Genomic DNA, 14,768 nt, shown 5'->3' on the forward strand with positions numbered 1-14,768 from the left:
TTCGGTCGATACCGATCCGGGATCCAAGACAGTTCACCACCGGGCGTCGGCGTCGGTAGATCCGGAAACTGAATCCGTCTATTCGTAGCCGGTGTTTCCTCCGTTTCTCCCTCGAGTTCGAACCGCCGTCCGCACTCGAGACACCGGCATACGGAATTGACCGCGTTCAGGTCTCCAAGCGGTTCAGCGTGGCCACACTTCGGACACTCTCCCTCTTCGAAAACCGTTATCGGTCCAACGTGCCCACAGTCGTGTTCAACGATTCGTTCAGTAGTTAGCCTGAGAGAACCACACCGTTGGCATCCCTCATTCGGACCACCAGTCATCACAATGTCAATACCCAGATCCGGGTTTTGTAATCACCTACATACAACCTGGTAATTCTGCTTTTTTCTCTCATATTTGTAATTGGGGTAAAAACACAGCATAGGAGCCTAGAATCGTTCGGTTTGATCTCACCGATTTTCGATACAACTCCCAATATGAAATATATAAATCACATTCTGCCATAAGGTTCTCGACGCTAGACCATTTATTTACATATCCTAGATAGATCATCTAGCTGTATTTCGTTTGGACGATTATCAGGCGACTGAGAGAGATGAAGTCGAATTCCTTCAGCAAGAATACACGAGTTGCTCCGAGGAGCCACCCCGGGGTGAGGCGAGTGAAGCGATTCGCCGCGCTTTTGGCCTGTGAGGTCGGATACTCTCTCACGCGAATGGCCCGGTATCACATCGAAACCTACGGCTGTACGTCCAATCGCGGCGAGAGTCGCGAAATCGAGCGACGGCTCCGTGACGCGGGCCATCACCAGGTCGAGGGGCCAAGCGAGGCCGACGTCGCTATTTTGAACACCTGTACGGTCGTCGAGAAGACCGAGCGAAACATGCTCCGCCGGGCCGAGGAGTTAGCCGACGAAACCGCCGATCTGTTCATCACGGGCTGTATGGCCCTCGCACAGGGCGAGGAGTTCGCGAAGGCGGAAGTCGACGGCCAGGTGCTCCACTGGGACGAAGTCCCCGAGGCCGTCACCAACGGCGAGTGTCCGACGACGACCCCCGACGCCGAACCCATTCTGGACGGCGTCGTCGGCATCCTCCCCATCGCTCGAGGCTGTATGTCTGATTGCTCGTACTGCATCACGAAACACGCCACGGGCAAAATCGACTCCCCCTCCATCGAGGAGAACGTCGAAAAAGCCCGCGCGCTGATCCACGCCGGCGCGAAGGAGATCCGAATCACGGGCCAGGACACCGGCGTCTACGGCTGGGACGAGGGCGAACGCAAACTCCACCGCCTGCTCGAGCGAATCTGTGAGATCGAGGGCGACTTCCGCATCCGCGTCGGCATGGCCAATCCGAAGGGCGTCCACGGCATCCGCGAGGAACTCGCTTCGGTCTTCGCCGAAAACGACGAACTCTACAACTTCCTGCACGCCCCCGTCCAATCCGGGTCGGACGACGTACTCGGCGACATGCGTCGTCAACACCAGGTCTCCGAGTATCTCGAGGTCATCGAGACGTTCGACGACGCACTCCCATACTGGACGCTCTCGACGGACTTCATCGTCGGGTTTCCGACCGAAACGGACCACGATCACGCCCAGTCGATGGCCTTGCTCCGCGAGACGCGCCCGGAGAAGGTCAACGTCACCCGCTTCTCGAAGCGGCCGGGGACCGACGCCGCCCAGATGAAGGGACTCGGCGGGACGATCAAGAAGGAACGCTCGAAGGAGATGAGCGCCGCCAAGCGCGACATCGTGGGTTCGGCCTACGAGGACATGGTCGGCGATACGCGCACGGACTGTCTGGTCGTCGAAGAGGGCACCGCAGACTCCGTCAAATGTCGCGACGCGGCCTATCGGCAGCTCATCGTCCAGCACGCGAGCGAGTACGGCCTCGAGCCCGGCGATTTCGTCGACCTCGAGGTGACGGCCCACGAGACGATGTACGCGTTCGGCAAGCCGATCTGAATCGCGTCGCGAAAACGCTCTTACGACGATGACGACATAACCCACTCCCGAATCTCGCCGTCGACGACGACTTCCTCCCCGACATCGTCGAACGTGATACCACCGTAGGCCACGCTGCTCTCGGGTCCCGAATAGATGCCCACGGTGCCACACTTCGCCGCTCGAGCGGTCGTTAGTGTCGCCTCGGCGTTCTCCCGGAATCGGAACGCCTGGTGGTCCGCACCACTCGCTGTAACCGTGCTCAGCTTCAGGTCGTCCATATCGTCGAAGATAATCGAATTCGTGAACGGGCCGTCGACGATGAGGTTCGAAATTGAGGTGCCGTCGAATCCGCTCGCGTACAGCCCCGAACCCGATGCCAATTCACTGTCGTCAGTTCTGATCGTGACGTTCGTGATCGTCAGCGCTCGCCGTCCGCTCTCGACGTGACCCAACGAAATGCCTCTCGCGTTGTCGAGACACGAGACGCCTTCGATCGTCAGATCGTCGATTAGATCGCCAGGGTCCGACCTGATGGCCGAGTGTCGACAGCCGGTGACGTGGCCATCCGAAATCGTGATCGACTCGTTTCCGTCGCGGTGGATGTGGATCCCGTACTCCGGATCGTTCGTCGGATCGATTTCGAAGTTCTTCAGGGTACAGTTGCTGGTCGGGGTGCCGTCGTCGTTCGCACGCGCATCACGTTTCCCGTCCCAGATCCCGTTCGCAGCCGTCCCGGAGACCTGATTGTCGAACTGAATCGGCGCGTCCGAGTCGCCCTCCCCGCCACACGTCGCCCAGTAGCCGTCCACGACCACGTTTTTCGACGAGACGACGTCGATGTGGTGGTAGTAGATGGCGTCGCCGTAGATCTGTTCTAGCCGGACGTTCTCCGCGTGTGCGGGCAGAATTCCGTTCGTCGCCGGCGAGTCGATCCGGACGTTACAGACGCCCCAGTTCGACGCGCCGTCGTACCCGCCCGCGTCGTAGCCCACGTTGGAGAGGAGCGCAAACCCTTCGTTACCATCTGCGCGCACCCCCTCGAGGACCGTCGAGCGACCGGCACCAAGTACAATCGTCTCGTCACCAATCAGCGGCGTCCGCTCGAGGCGGTACCGTCCGGGCGGGAAGTACACGATACCGCCCCCGGCCTTGGCGACCGTCTCGAGGAGATCGTGGACGGTCTGTCCGACGTCAGTTGTGCCGTCACCTTCGATGCCGTGTGCCTCGACGTTCCAGACGGGAGTTTCCTCGGTCCGTGCGTCGACGAGACTCGCCGTTTCGACGCTCGTCTCCTCGAAGTAACTCGTTCCAGGTACCGGATGGTCGGCGCTTCCGCGACCGCCGAAATACGCCCAGTCCTCGCTCGAGGCATCCCAGCGCCAGGTGATCCCCTGGTCGGTCGCGTGGTAGAGTTCGTCATCGTACTCGCCTTCTACCGGCCGGTCGGCGATGGGCCCACGAACCAGTGCGTGCTCGTCGAGCGCCTCGACCGTGTCAGTGTGATCCCACTCGTCTCCCGGCTCGTACGTCCCCAATCCGAGTCGCGGCGTTTCGTCGGCCACACTCAATCGGCCCCGTATTCGTTTCCGTACGCCGCTCCGTATCCGGCTCGGGTGGCCGAGAGTTCCGAACAGCCTGCGAGAGCCACACACCCGCCCGAAACGGCGACGAGAAGGTCTCGCCGCCGTAGCTCGGTACGTTTCATATCATCTGGCTATCTCGATGGCGCATAAAGATACTCATGTCCCGAATTGACCAAGAGCGTCCCACCCAAAGTGCGCTACCGTCAGTCAATGTCTCGATGGCACGAGGTTACAACCCTTCGACAGCGCGTTCGATTTCTTCCCGTGGTAACGGTGAGATCCAGTCGTCGGCGACGAAGGCGTAGTGCACCTCGAGGTCGGCGTCGAGGACGAACGCCGACCGCCACGGCGTCGAGACGTTCGCCATGTGCTCGCGCGACTCGAGTAACTCGAGGGAGTCGCTGATCGCGCCGTTCACGTCCGCGAAGAACTGGAAGTCGGGTCGGTCCAACCAGCGCAGGAACTCATTTTGGGCGTAGGGCCCGTCGCGGCTGATACCGAGTACCGAGACGTCGTCGAACTCGTCCCAGCCGGCGCGAACGAAGCGCTTCCACCAGTTCTGTGCGATCGCACTGAACGCAAAGCCCGTACAGATCACGACGCCGCCGCGGGGCCCGAGGGCGTCCGAAAGCGCCGTCGATCGGAACGTCTCCCCGTCACACAGCGGTGCCTCGAAGTCCGAAATCGTCTCGCCCGCCGTCGGTGGCATGCTCGGAAACTCACGGCGGGGAGACAAAAACGTCCGTTCTGCGGCAGACACGCACACAGGCTTTTGGGGACCCGCGGCGAACTCCCGTCTATGGTCACGCTGTACCGACTGGAGGGCTGTCCGTACTGCGAGTTCGTCGTCGATCGCCTCGAGGAACTCGCGGTCGACTACGAGAGCGTCTGGGTAGAGGGACTTCACTCGCGACGAAACGAAGTCAAACGAATCTCCGGCCAACGGCAGGTTCCCATCGTCGTCGACGACGAGCAGGGTGTGACGATGGCCGAATCAGAACACATTCTCGAGTACCTCGATTCGACGTACGCCTGAACCGCTGGAAACGGCCGTTCGCGCTATTCGCCGCCGGTTCCGTGTCGCTCGTCGTCGGCACCGCGTCACTCGCCGTCGACTCCGCGTTACTCGTCGTCGATTCCGTGTGGATCCAACCCCGGGTCGTCGACGGCTGGGGCACCGATTGCGAGGACGACGCCCTGCTCGTCGCCGACGTTGCGGTGGCCGTGGCCGATCTCTGGTTTGGCGATCCAGAACGTTCCCGCGTCGGCCTCCACGAACTCCTCCTCGCCCGATCGGCCGAGTTTCAACGAGAACTCTCCCTCGAGGACGTAGAAAATCTCTTCCTGTTCACTGTGGGCGTGATACTGGATCTCCTCGCCGGGTTCGAAATACCAGAGTTTGAGTTGTACGTCGTCGGTGTCGAGAACCTCGTCAAGCGCCCGAATTTGTAGGTCCGGCGGGACGTCGTCGGTCTCGGAGAGATCAGTGAGCGGAACGTCGTCGGTGTGTACGACCTCGTACTCCATGCTACAATAGTGCACGACAACGAGTGTCAAAAGTGTACAGTCGACCGGCATCGATTGCTGCTTTTGGGTGCTCGATTTCGAGCGCTCGAGTCCGTTTCGGGTGCGAACGTGATCCGAGTCGGCCGCGAAAACAACTCACTCGAAGACGACTGCACGCTCGTCGTCGGGAACCGTCGCACCCTCCTGAGCCGCGAATGCATCGTGGACGCGCCCGTAGGTCTCCTCGAGTGCCTCGACGATCACCGACGTATCGCTGAGGACGGGCATGAAGTTGGTATCGCCCTGCCAGCGCGGGACGACGTGGGTGTGGAGGTGGTCACCGATCGACCCACCCGCGCCATCACCGAGGTTCAAGCCCGCATTGAAGCCGTCTGGCTCGAGTGCGACCTCGAGAGCGTCGAACGTTCGCTGTTTCAAGCGGGCGTGATCGAGCAGTTGCTCGTCGGTAAGGTCGCTGTACGAGCCGGTGTGTGCGTGAGGAATTACCATCGTATGGCCCGGATTGTAGGGGTAGTTGTTCAAGAGGACGAAGGCGTGTTCGCTGCGCGCGACGAGCAAATTGTCCCGCTCGGCGGGGAGAGCCGGCAGTTCACAGAAGACGCACTCGTCGATATCGGGGTTTTTCTCCTCGCGCCTGATCCACTCGATTCGCCACGGTGCAAAGACCTGCTCCATATCCTCCACCCACTCGAGAGCCGCCTAAAACGTTTTACTCCGGCCGGTTAGATCGAACATTAGTCTCCATCGGAGGATGATATCGAATACCAAATTAGTACGGTCGAGGGGTTTCCAAGGAGTGACTGTACGGTAGCAACGATTAGTAGAAGGTTTGCTATACGTGACTATCAACACCTCTTGTGGCGGAGAGGGCCACTTCGGTGTCGTTCTATCATATGATCCACATACCGGTCCGAATCAAAGGGGGGTTTTAAGTCCCCCCTATCAGAAGAAGTGGATTAATGGCAACGACTGACGACTCTGTCAACGGGCTAACTGAACACTGTGACGACTGCGACCTCGAGACGCTCCACGAAGTGTCCGTCCAGCTCCGAACGGAAAGTGGAAAGGAAGAAAACGCCGAGTTCTCCCGCGAGCCGTACCGCGTCGCCGAATGTCAACGGTGTGGGTCCCGTTCGAGTCAGCGAATGAACAACGCCTAACGTTGCGCAGGGAGAGCATCTGTAGTTAGTCAATCTATCAGTAGCAGTGAATAGCGCTCACTGCTGACAGTCTGCTTATGCAGTCGTCACTTCACAGCCGTCTTCGGTGACGATGATCGTGTGTTCTTTCTGGCTGACGAGGAAGCCGTCGTCCTCTTTGAGAACCGGGTAGCCGTGGACGATGTTGTTGCGTTTGAGTCGGCGCAGCGCCATCTCGGCTCGATCCGTCTCGAGCCAGCGCGTCGCGAACGGTAGCGTGCGGAATTCTTCGGTGATCTGCTCGAGTGCGTTCCGAGCCTGCCGGTTTCGGATGGAACCCTCACGCTCGAGGGAGAAGATTTCCTCGCTGGCACCCTCGGTGACCTTGCCGCCGCCGTCGGTCGCGAACGGCTCGATCGCGACGACGTCGCCAGCCTCGAGTTCCGTGCCCTGGGAGACGGCGCGGTTCGGGATGTTCGGACTGGTGTGTTGTTCCCAGTGCCCCAGTCCGTGGCCCGTCAGATTGACGACTGGGTTGAAGCCGTAGCCGTCGATGACGTCCTCGATTTCGGCACCGATCTCGCCCGTCTCGACGCCCGGCTCGATCACGTCGATCGCGGCCTCGAGGGCTTCTCCGGGTGCCTCGGCGAGTTCGGGATTCCCGGAGAGGTCGACGGTAATCGCCGTGTCTGCGAGCCAGCCGTCGACGTGAACGCCGATGTCGAGGTTGATCATCTCCTCGCCGAAAGTCGACTCGTCGTCGATCGACGGCGTCGCGTGGGCTGCCTCTTCGTCGATGGAGATATTGACGGGGAACGCTGGTTTCCCGCCGAGTTCGCGGATCCGATCCTCGGCGTACTCTGCGATCTCGAGGTGGCTCGCGCCGACCTCGACGCGCTCGGCAGTCTCTTCGCGCACCTGCGAGAGAATCTCCCCTGCTTCGCGGTGCTTTTCGTACATCTCGGACTCGAGGTCCACCTCGGATTCGGCCATGGGTCGGGGTTGTACCGGTCGACAAAAAGAGGTTCCGTCTCTCGTCGGCGTCATCGACCCCGTCGGCTGTTCAAACCGACGGCTGAACGCGAGCGTCGGCGTCGATCCACTCACACTCCGGACACGCAGCGAGACCTTGGACGTTCGAGAGCGTCGACGAACACTGCGGACACTGACGTGAGGCGTAATACGGCGTTTCGAGCATACGTCCGACGACGGGAACGACAATAATAAAACTACTTCACGTCGATCGTCGAAAATTTCGAGGGGTGCCGCGTGGATTGTTTACGAGTGACGCGTCGCTCGAGCGGTCTGCATCGCATCGCTGTTGTACGCCGACCCCAGATTGCCCTGCGCGTCGATCGCGATGACGCCTGCAGTCGCACCGGTAAGTTCGGCAAACTCCTCGATCGCAGTCCTCGCCGCGTCCTGGGCGTCTCGACCGCGCTCGACGTGTCGGGCGACGCGTCTCGAGAGCGTGACGCGAGCGATATCTTCGCCGGCACCGGTCGCGCTGACGGCCGCCGCAGGCGAGCAGTAAAAGCCCGATCCGACCTGCGGAACGTCTCCGACGCGACCCGCGAGCGCGAGCCACCGACCGCCAGTCGAGGTCGCCGCAGCGAGTGAGTTGCCGTCGAACGCGACTGCGCCGACAGTGTCGTGATCCTTCGGATTCCTGTCTTCGGCACGACCGCCCGGGTCCGACTGGCCGTAGCGCTCGCGGATCCACTCGAGGTGGTCGCCAGCGTCGCCGTCGGGTGCCTCGAGGTCGGTCCACTGTCCGCGGGTGCGTTCGGACCAGAGGTCGACACCGGTCTCGATATCGAACGCCTCGGCGAGGGACACGGCGTGTTCGCCCGAGACGAAGCCGTGTGGAGTCTCTTCCATGACGACTCGCGCGACGCCCAGCGCGTGTTCGACGTTCGGCATCGAACAGGCCGCGCCGACCTCCCGGTCGTCGGTCATGATTCCCGCGTCCGTGCGGATCGTGCCGTCGCTCTGGACCGCGCTGCCGACGCCGGCATTGAATCGTGGGTCCGACTCGAGGACGGCGACGGCGGCCTCGAGCGCGTCGACGGGGGTCGTCTGTGATGCTCCGACGTCTGCGGCGCGGTCGAGGACCGTCTGCCGGGATTCGGGGTCGTCAGGATCGCTGCCAGCGCCGCCGTGAACGAGTACCTGCATACGTAGCTTCCAGTGGGTCACTCCGACAGGAACGGTTTATCGGTTCGTCACGCCGAAATCCCTACACTTACCACAGCGGCCTGTGTACCGCTGACGACAATGACACCAGTCGTGATTCTCGCCGCGTTCTGCGGGGCGATGGCAGTGATTGCGATCGGTCGACTGGTGCTCAATGCACAGCGAGACTGGGTCGATATCGGGTCCGTGCTCGTCGTCGTCGGCATTACCGTGCTCGCCACGTTCTGGGCTGCACTCGAGGAAGGGTGGTTCTCACCCGTCGGGCAAGCCTTACTGGCACTCATCGGCACCTGCATCGTCGGCGCGGGTGTCGCGGTGATGGTCCGATACTGGAACACTGTTCAACTGTCAAACGCGTCCTGAACCCTCAACTGTCCAACGCGTCCTGACGCGAATTTCGTCGCTCGCCCGTCTCTGACATCTTATATAATGAACAATACAGCCGATGGGAAGTTGCGCTTCGACAACCGAATCGGGTGAAAAGCTCGAACTTTTCGAGTTGTGTGTGGCTCTTCGGGCGTGTCGTCAACTGTTCGTCGTCCGTCGATAGAAATGGGAGACCTTTTACCCCCATCGAAGAACCGTACACACGAGATGAGCTACGACAAGATCGAAGTCCCTTCCGAAGGGGAGAAGATCACGCTGAAGGAAGGTACCGAAACCGAACTCGAGGTGCCTGACAACCCGATTATCCCGATTATCTACGGTGACGGTGTGGGCAGCGACGTCGGCCCCGCCGCACAGAAGGTCCTCGAGGCAGCCGCAGAGGCGACCGGTCGCGACATCAACTGGATGCGCGTCTACGCCGGCGAATCCGCTCGAGAGAAGTACGACGAGAATCTGCCGGACGAGACCGTCGAGGCCATCAAGGAACACCGCGTCGCGATCAAGGGTCCGCTGACGACGCCCGTCGGCGCTGGCTTCCGATCGCTGAACGTCGGCCTGCGAAAACTGCTCGACCTCTACGCGAACGTCCGCCCAACCTACCACATGGAGGGCGTTCCATCCCCCGTCTCCGAGCCCGAGCAGATGGACATGGTCACCTTCCGAGAGAACACGGAAGACGTCTACGCCGGCATCGAGTGGGAAGCCGGTTCCGACGAAGTCCAGGAAGTCAAGGAGTTCGTCGAAGACGAGATGGGCGAAGACGACGTCATCCACGATGGTCCCGTCGGTATCGGCGTCAAGCCGATTACGGAGTTCGGCACGAAGCGACTCGTCCGCCGCGCTATCGATTACGCCCTCGAACACGACCGCGACTCCGTCACGCTGGTCCACAAGGGCAACATCATGAAGTTCACCGAGGGCCAGTTCCGCGACTGGGGCTACGAGGTCGCCGAAGAAGAGTACGGTGACGAGGTCATCACCGAGGACACCCTCTGGGAGGAGCAGGATGGCGAGGCCGACGACGACACGCTCGTCGTCAACGACCGCATCGCCGACAACATGCTCCAGCAGCTGCTGACCCGAACGGACAACTACGACGTCATCGCGACGATGAACCTGAACGGGGACTACATGTCCGACGCCGCCGGCGCACAGATCGGTGGGCTCGGCATCGCCCCCGGTTCGAACTTCGGCGACGGTCGACTCCTCGCAGAGCCAGTTCACGGCTCCGCACCGAAGTACGAGGGTCAGGACAAGGTCAACCCGACCGCCATGATCCTCTCGGGTCGCATGATGCTCGAGTACCTCGGCTGGAACGACGCCGCGGACCTCGTGCGCGACGCCGTTGAGGAGACCATCTCCTCGGGTAAGGTCACCTACGACCTCGAACGACAGCTCGAGGACGCCGAGAAACTCGCAACCAGCGAGTACGCCGACGAAGTCGTCGCGAACATCGAAAAACTGGCGTAAGCCGGTTTTTCGAGCAGTCAGAACGCACCGCGTTCTGACGATATCGAGAACCGTTCGTCGAACGGTTCTCGTCCTCTGGCGACGGAGCCGCCAGAACATCGAACAGCTGGCGTATGCCAACTGTTCGGACAGGTAGGTCGCTTCGGTCGACCATTTTTCGTTGCCGTCTTTGGGTTGTCGTCACTCTGGCCCGTGACGTTCGTCGAGCCCGTTCTCGAGTGTCCACGACTCGACAGCGAAGGTTCTCGAAGGCAGTGACGGCAATGGCGGATGATAACGGTCAGTCCCCGGAGAGTACCTCGAGCCGATTTGTCGGCTATCGAGACCGTGCTAGAACCCTGACGTAGCGTTCGTGGAACCATCGAATACTGTTATTCGCTGACACGGAATTGTAGCGAATTGACACGTATGCCAACCCGCGACATGCTACCGACACCCCGCCGAGCGTTCCTCGCTGGGGCCGTTGGAACGACGCTCGTCGGAACCACCGGCGTAACAGCCTCGAGTCACCGTGACGACACTCGAGACGAACCGAACGAGAACCGAAAGCGTCCGTCGTGGAAACCGCCGGCCCACGACCTGAAGATGGACGACGGTCATCGGCTACGCGTCTGGGAACGGTCGCCCAAGGACCCCGAGGAAGCCGTGCTCTTCGTCCACGGGATGACCTACGGTGGCGTCCCGATGTTCGACCCGCCCGTCGCGAAGGACTTCGGGTGGTTACCCGACGCCGCGGCGCGCGGGCAAGCAGCTTTCGCCCCCGATATGCGCGGCTACGGCGAGTCGGAGCCACCACGCGAGTACAGCGAACCCCCGGAGGCGAACACGCCCCCGCTCTCGTTCGAACGCGAGGCACGCGATTTGCTCGAGGTGACGCGCTGGCTGCGCGAGGACCGCGGCTTCGAGCGCATCCACTACGTCGGATTGTCCGGAGGCACCTGGCGCGGCCGAGCGGTTTACGAACTCGCCGACCCCGGCTACGAAACCGTCACGCTCGCGGGCGGATCCTTCGACACGCTCGAGGTGGGCGCGGATCCGGACGGGCCAGCGTATCTGCCACACCAACGAGAGGAATTTCTCGCGGGCTGGACCGGCGAAATTCCGGAGGGAAGGGATCACGACGAGTGGATCGGCGGAGGACTGTTCACGGCTTCGGAGATCCAAACCGCCGTTTGGCAGGCCATTTTCGAGAGCGAGCAGGCTCTCGAGTCGGCGTCGAAATCGAACGCTGCAGAGACGATCATCGCGCCGCTCGTTCGCCAGGAACGTGAGTACCACCCGAAACAGATCACCGACCCGACGCTGGTCGTCCGCTCCTCGAGCGACGAGACCATCTCCCGGGAGGGTGCGTTGAACCTCTACGACGCCGTCGGTGCGGCCGACGACCGAAAGGAATACCGCGAGATTGCGGGCGGAACACACTTTAGCTTCCTCGAGCGAACCCGCCACGAGTTCTTCCACGCGGTACACGACTTCCAGCGACAGCACTGACAGGAGGGTCGTACTCCCCACTGCCCTCCTCGCAGTGTCGTAACGCTCTCGGTACGGCAGTTCGAACGAGAGCGTAATGGTCGAGGTACGAACGGTCGAGACAGCAGGGGAACGCGAGGACGCGTTCGCGGTCCGGCAGGTCGTCTTCGTCGAGGAGCAAGGCGTCGACGAGGACCTCGAGTACGACGAGCACGAGGACGAGTCGACGCACTTCGTCGCCTACGACGGTGGCGAGCCAGTCGGTGCCGCTCGCCTCCGGAAGCCCAACTCGGGGGTCGGAAAGGTCGAACGTGTCGCCGTATTGGCCTCCTACCGTGAGGACGGCGTCGGGCGGACGGTGATGAACGTCGTCGAAACCGAAGCGAGAAGTGAGGGACTCGAGTCGCTCAAACTCCACTCGCAAACGCATGCTGCGGAGTTCTATCGAACGCTCGGATACGAACGCTACGGCGAAGAGTTCGAAGAAGCGGGCATTCCGCACGTGAAGATGCGAAAGCCCCTCGAATAATCGACGAGCGTTCTTGGCTTACGCGAACGGCGGACTGACAACGTCACGAGTGAACTGCGAGGCTCGTCGTTACTCGAGTCGTTCCTCCCATTCCTGTGCGGCCATCGACTCGCCGGTGATAGCGTGGGGGTCCTGTGCGGCGAGCAAGACGGCAGCGTCGTCCATTACGTCCGGCTGGAGGATCTGCTGTCGCTCCTCTTCTGGCAGGTGGGCCCAGATATCGGTGTTGACGCGGCCGCCCGGATCCAACGCGTTGACGTTGATTCCCTCCCCTTCGGTCTCGAGCGCCGTCGTTCGGGTGAGTCCCTCGAGACCCCACTTCGAACTGACGTAACTGCCGGCTCCAGCGATGGCACGCCGACCGAGGCCGGAAGAAATGTTGATGATGTTGCCCTGGCCCTGCTCGTACATGTGGGGCAGCGTCTCGCGGGTGAACAGGAAGACACCCTTGAGGTTGACCTCGAGAACCGTGTCCCACTCTTCCTCGGAGACGTCCACGAGGCCGTTCCTCGAGTCTTGCATGCCGAGGAGACTCACGCCCGCGTTGTTGACGAGCGTGTCAATGCGACCGAACTCGTTGATCGTTCGGTCGATAACGTTCGCAACGTCGTCGCTGTCGCGGACGTCAGCGGGCACGACGAGCGATTCGGTCGGGAGGTCGGCCGCGATTTCTTCCAATCGATCTTCGTCGCGGGCAGTGAGCGTCACGCGAGCACCCTCCTCTGCGTATCGTTCGACCATTGAGCGACCCAGACCGCGACTCGCGCCCGTGACGACAATTACGTCGTCGGCGAGTTCGTTGTCTGCTTCGGATACCGTCGGTGACCCCTCGTCATCAGGTGAGGACATGCCACGACCATTGGTGGCATGTACCTTGAACGTTCGTCCGGCTGAATTCGACCATCGCGGCCGCGTCAGCGGTCTCCGTTATCGGTCTCTGACGTACCGGACGGCGAGTCCGAGCGTCGCGACCGTCATCGCGAGGGCGAAGGCGACGACGAACGCCGAGGCGGGTTCAGTGATCGTCTCGAGTTCGTCGAGAACGAACTCACCCGCGAGCACGGTTGCGACGCCGAACAGGGCGAGTCCGCCGACGTTGAGCAGCCTCGAGTTCGTCTCGGGGACGGCCTCGGGGTCGTTGAGCAAGTAGAGGATGACGGCGAGGGCGAACGGCGTGCCGACGAGTCCGAACGCGAGGACGAGCACGAGCAGGTTGAAGAATCCACCCTCGTAGAACGCGCCGAGCGAGGAGAGTAGTGCGACGGCGACGATGGCAACGCGGTAGCGACTATCCTCGACCGACTGCTCCCAACCGAGTTTGTCGGCGAGGAGGTACGGCGGGACAATCGTGTTGCCACCGAGTGTCGACACAGCCGCGCCGAGCAATCCGGCGAGGAAGATCCAGGTCGCGTGCTCGCCGGCGATCGGACCGAGGGCTTCGGCGGCCTGAATCTCGTCGAGCGTCGCCGGATCGACGCCGGCTTCCGGCAGCACGCTCGCCGCGACGAGGAAGACAGCGACGCTGAAGATACCGAACGCCACGAGCATCGAACTGACGACGTCGAAGGTTGCGATGTCTCGATCTCCCTCGGTCCAGTTGCGCGCCCGCATCGTGTAACTCTGCATCGTCAACAGCGTGATGTGGACGCCGCCGCCGAGGACGCCGGCTGCGACGACCGCACCGTCGATACCGCCGGGCATCTCCGGCGCGAGTCCGGAGATCGCCGCCGCGGGCTCGAGCGGGACGACGAACAGCGAGGCGACGAAGGCGAGGACGACGAACGAGACGAGCACTTTCGCGCCGAGTTCGGCGAGTCGGTAGCCGCCGCCGGCGAGTCCGAGCGCGAGGATGACCGCCCAGGTAACGCCCCAGAAGCGCGGATCGGTCAGTGCAGCGACGCTGACGCCTGCGTTTGCCACAATCGTCGCGCTGACGTCTGCCAGCGTTCCCATGATCGCGAGTTGGGCGAACCCGGCAGCTAACACGACGTCGACAACGAGCACCCAGGCCCAGAACGACCCCAGTCGCTCCTCGACGACGGTGACGATCCCGGCCTCGGTCAGGATTCCCAGTCGCATCGCGAGATACTGCCCGAGCGTGCCCAAAATTGCCGAGAGGACGACGACCCACAGCATGGAGTAGCCGAAACTCGCCCCGGCGACTAACAGGCTAACCATCGTGGCCGGACCCGCCGCAATCGCGCCGGCGAGCCACGTCGGCCCTAATCGCTCGAGATACGATCCAACGCGTCCGACACCCCACGAGTCGGACGATCGTGATTCAGTTGCCATCGACTTTCGTTGCCAACTCGAGTATATAACTCCGTGGTATTCCTCAGTAACTGGTTACTTCACAGACGTACTAGTGATGACTGAGGATTGTCCCTTTTTTCAGTTGTAGTAACTGTGAAAGAATCGTGGAATGAAGCCGAGAGCCACGCTTAATACTATTTTCAATGATAAATTGTGTAGTAATAGAGATGACAAATCGAGAGACGAACACTGAGTCA

Annotated in this window: 17 protein-coding genes; 7 read left to right on the forward strand and 10 right to left on the reverse strand. The window is 61.6% G+C overall.

Translation table 11 applies throughout. The features are described from left to right. Positions 1–721: 721 nt before the first annotated feature. Positions 722–1,975, forward strand: coding sequence for a tRNA (N(6)-L-threonylcarbamoyladenosine(37)-C(2))-methylthiotransferase (locus tag BLW62_RS13395; protein ID WP_090507498.1), 1,254 nt, complete (start codon positions 722–724; stop codon positions 1,973–1,975). A gap of 20 nt (positions 1,976–1,995) precedes the next feature. Here BLW62_RS13395 and BLW62_RS13400 read toward each other — a convergent pair whose 3' ends face one another. The 3 genes from BLW62_RS13400 to BLW62_RS13405 all read right to left on the reverse strand — a co-directional run bounded on the left by BLW62_RS13400 (position 1,996) and on the right by BLW62_RS13405 (position 4,249). Continuing rightward, positions 1,996–3,519: a glycosyl hydrolase family 28-related protein gene (locus tag BLW62_RS13400; RefSeq protein WP_090507499.1), complete on the reverse strand. Its 1,524-nt coding sequence runs from the start codon at positions 3,517–3,519 to the stop codon at positions 1,996–1,998. 2 nt (positions 3,520–3,521) lie between these two features. Next, positions 3,522–3,662 (reverse strand): hypothetical protein, encoded by a 141-nt coding sequence (locus BLW62_RS18745; RefSeq protein WP_175459748.1) that lies wholly within the window; start codon positions 3,660–3,662, stop codon positions 3,522–3,524. Positions 3,663–3,769: 107 nt separating this feature from the next. Then, positions 3,770–4,249 carry a redoxin domain-containing protein gene (locus tag BLW62_RS13405; protein WP_090507500.1) on the reverse strand — a complete coding sequence of 160 codons (480 nt, stop codon included), beginning with the start codon at positions 4,247–4,249 and terminating at the stop codon, positions 3,770–3,772. Positions 4,250–4,339: 90 nt separating this feature from the next. On the opposite strand from BLW62_RS13405, the gene BLW62_RS13410 reads away from it, so the two are divergent. Further along, positions 4,340–4,576 (forward strand): glutaredoxin family protein, encoded by a 237-nt coding sequence (locus BLW62_RS13410; RefSeq protein ID WP_090507501.1) that lies wholly within the window; start codon positions 4,340–4,342, stop codon positions 4,574–4,576. 86 nt (positions 4,577–4,662) lie between these two features. Here the strand turns inward: BLW62_RS13410 and BLW62_RS13415 are convergent, their stop codons facing one another. Then, positions 4,663–5,067, reverse strand: a complete 405-nt coding sequence (locus BLW62_RS13415; protein ID WP_090507502.1) for a cupin domain-containing protein — start codon at positions 5,065–5,067, stop codon at positions 4,663–4,665. A 135-nt stretch (positions 5,068–5,202) separates the two neighbouring features. Next, entirely contained in the window at positions 5,203–5,742 is a 540-nt protein-coding gene (locus BLW62_RS13420; RefSeq protein ID WP_090507503.1) for an HIT family protein, read from the reverse strand. Positions 5,743–6,026: 284 nt separating this feature from the next. Between BLW62_RS13420 and BLW62_RS13425 the strand changes: the two genes are divergently transcribed. Beyond that, positions 6,027–6,227 carry a DUF7835 family putative zinc beta-ribbon protein gene (locus tag BLW62_RS13425; protein ID WP_076581476.1) on the forward strand — a complete coding sequence of 67 codons (201 nt, stop codon included), beginning with the start codon at positions 6,027–6,029 and terminating at the stop codon, positions 6,225–6,227. A gap of 75 nt (positions 6,228–6,302) precedes the next feature. Here the strand turns inward: BLW62_RS13425 and map are convergent, their stop codons facing one another. The 3 genes from map to BLW62_RS13435 all read right to left on the reverse strand — a co-directional run bounded on the left by map (position 6,303) and on the right by BLW62_RS13435 (position 8,384). Next, complete coding sequence (map, locus tag BLW62_RS13430) at positions 6,303–7,199, reverse strand: type II methionyl aminopeptidase (RefSeq protein WP_090507504.1); 897 nt, start codon at positions 7,197–7,199, stop codon at positions 6,303–6,305. Between the two features lie 70 nt (positions 7,200–7,269). Further along, complete coding sequence (locus tag BLW62_RS19125) at positions 7,270–7,404, reverse strand: hypothetical protein (RefSeq protein ID WP_281246653.1); 135 nt, start codon at positions 7,402–7,404, stop codon at positions 7,270–7,272. An 80-nt stretch (positions 7,405–7,484) separates the two neighbouring features. Next, positions 7,485–8,384, reverse strand: coding sequence for an isoaspartyl peptidase/L-asparaginase (locus BLW62_RS13435; RefSeq protein WP_090507505.1), 900 nt, complete (start codon positions 8,382–8,384; stop codon positions 7,485–7,487). A gap of 99 nt (positions 8,385–8,483) precedes the next feature. Between BLW62_RS13435 and BLW62_RS13440 the strand changes: the two genes are divergently transcribed. From BLW62_RS13440 to BLW62_RS13455, 4 genes are all read left to right on the forward strand, one after another. Next, a complete protein-coding gene (locus BLW62_RS13440; protein ID WP_090507506.1) occupies positions 8,484–8,765 on the forward strand; it encodes a hypothetical protein in 282 nt (93 codons plus the stop codon). A gap of 231 nt (positions 8,766–8,996) precedes the next feature. Continuing rightward, a complete protein-coding gene (icd, locus tag BLW62_RS13445; protein ID WP_090507507.1) occupies positions 8,997–10,259 on the forward strand; it encodes an isocitrate dehydrogenase (NADP(+)) in 1,263 nt (420 codons plus the stop codon). A 408-nt stretch (positions 10,260–10,667) separates the two neighbouring features. Continuing rightward, a complete protein-coding gene (locus BLW62_RS13450; protein WP_090507508.1) occupies positions 10,668–11,750 on the forward strand; it encodes an alpha/beta hydrolase in 1,083 nt (360 codons plus the stop codon). 76 nt (positions 11,751–11,826) lie between these two features. Next, positions 11,827–12,258, forward strand: a complete 432-nt coding sequence (locus BLW62_RS13455; RefSeq protein WP_090507509.1) for a GNAT family N-acetyltransferase — start codon at positions 11,827–11,829, stop codon at positions 12,256–12,258. A gap of 69 nt (positions 12,259–12,327) precedes the next feature. On the opposite strand, the gene BLW62_RS13460 is transcribed toward BLW62_RS13455, so the two are convergent. Both BLW62_RS13460 and BLW62_RS13465 read right to left on the reverse strand, forming a co-directional pair. Continuing rightward, entirely contained in the window at positions 12,328–13,107 is a 780-nt protein-coding gene (locus tag BLW62_RS13460) for an SDR family oxidoreductase (protein ID WP_090507510.1), read from the reverse strand. A gap of 78 nt (positions 13,108–13,185) precedes the next feature. Further along, positions 13,186–14,550, reverse strand: a complete 1,365-nt coding sequence (locus tag BLW62_RS13465) for an NRAMP family divalent metal transporter (RefSeq protein ID WP_090507511.1) — start codon at positions 14,548–14,550, stop codon at positions 13,186–13,188. Positions 14,551–14,768 lie beyond the last annotated feature (218 nt).

Origin of the sequence: Natronorubrum sediminis, from assembly GCF_900108095.1 — an archaeon.
Taxonomy (GTDB): Archaea; Halobacteriota; Halobacteria; order Halobacteriales; family Natrialbaceae; genus Natronorubrum; species Natronorubrum sediminis.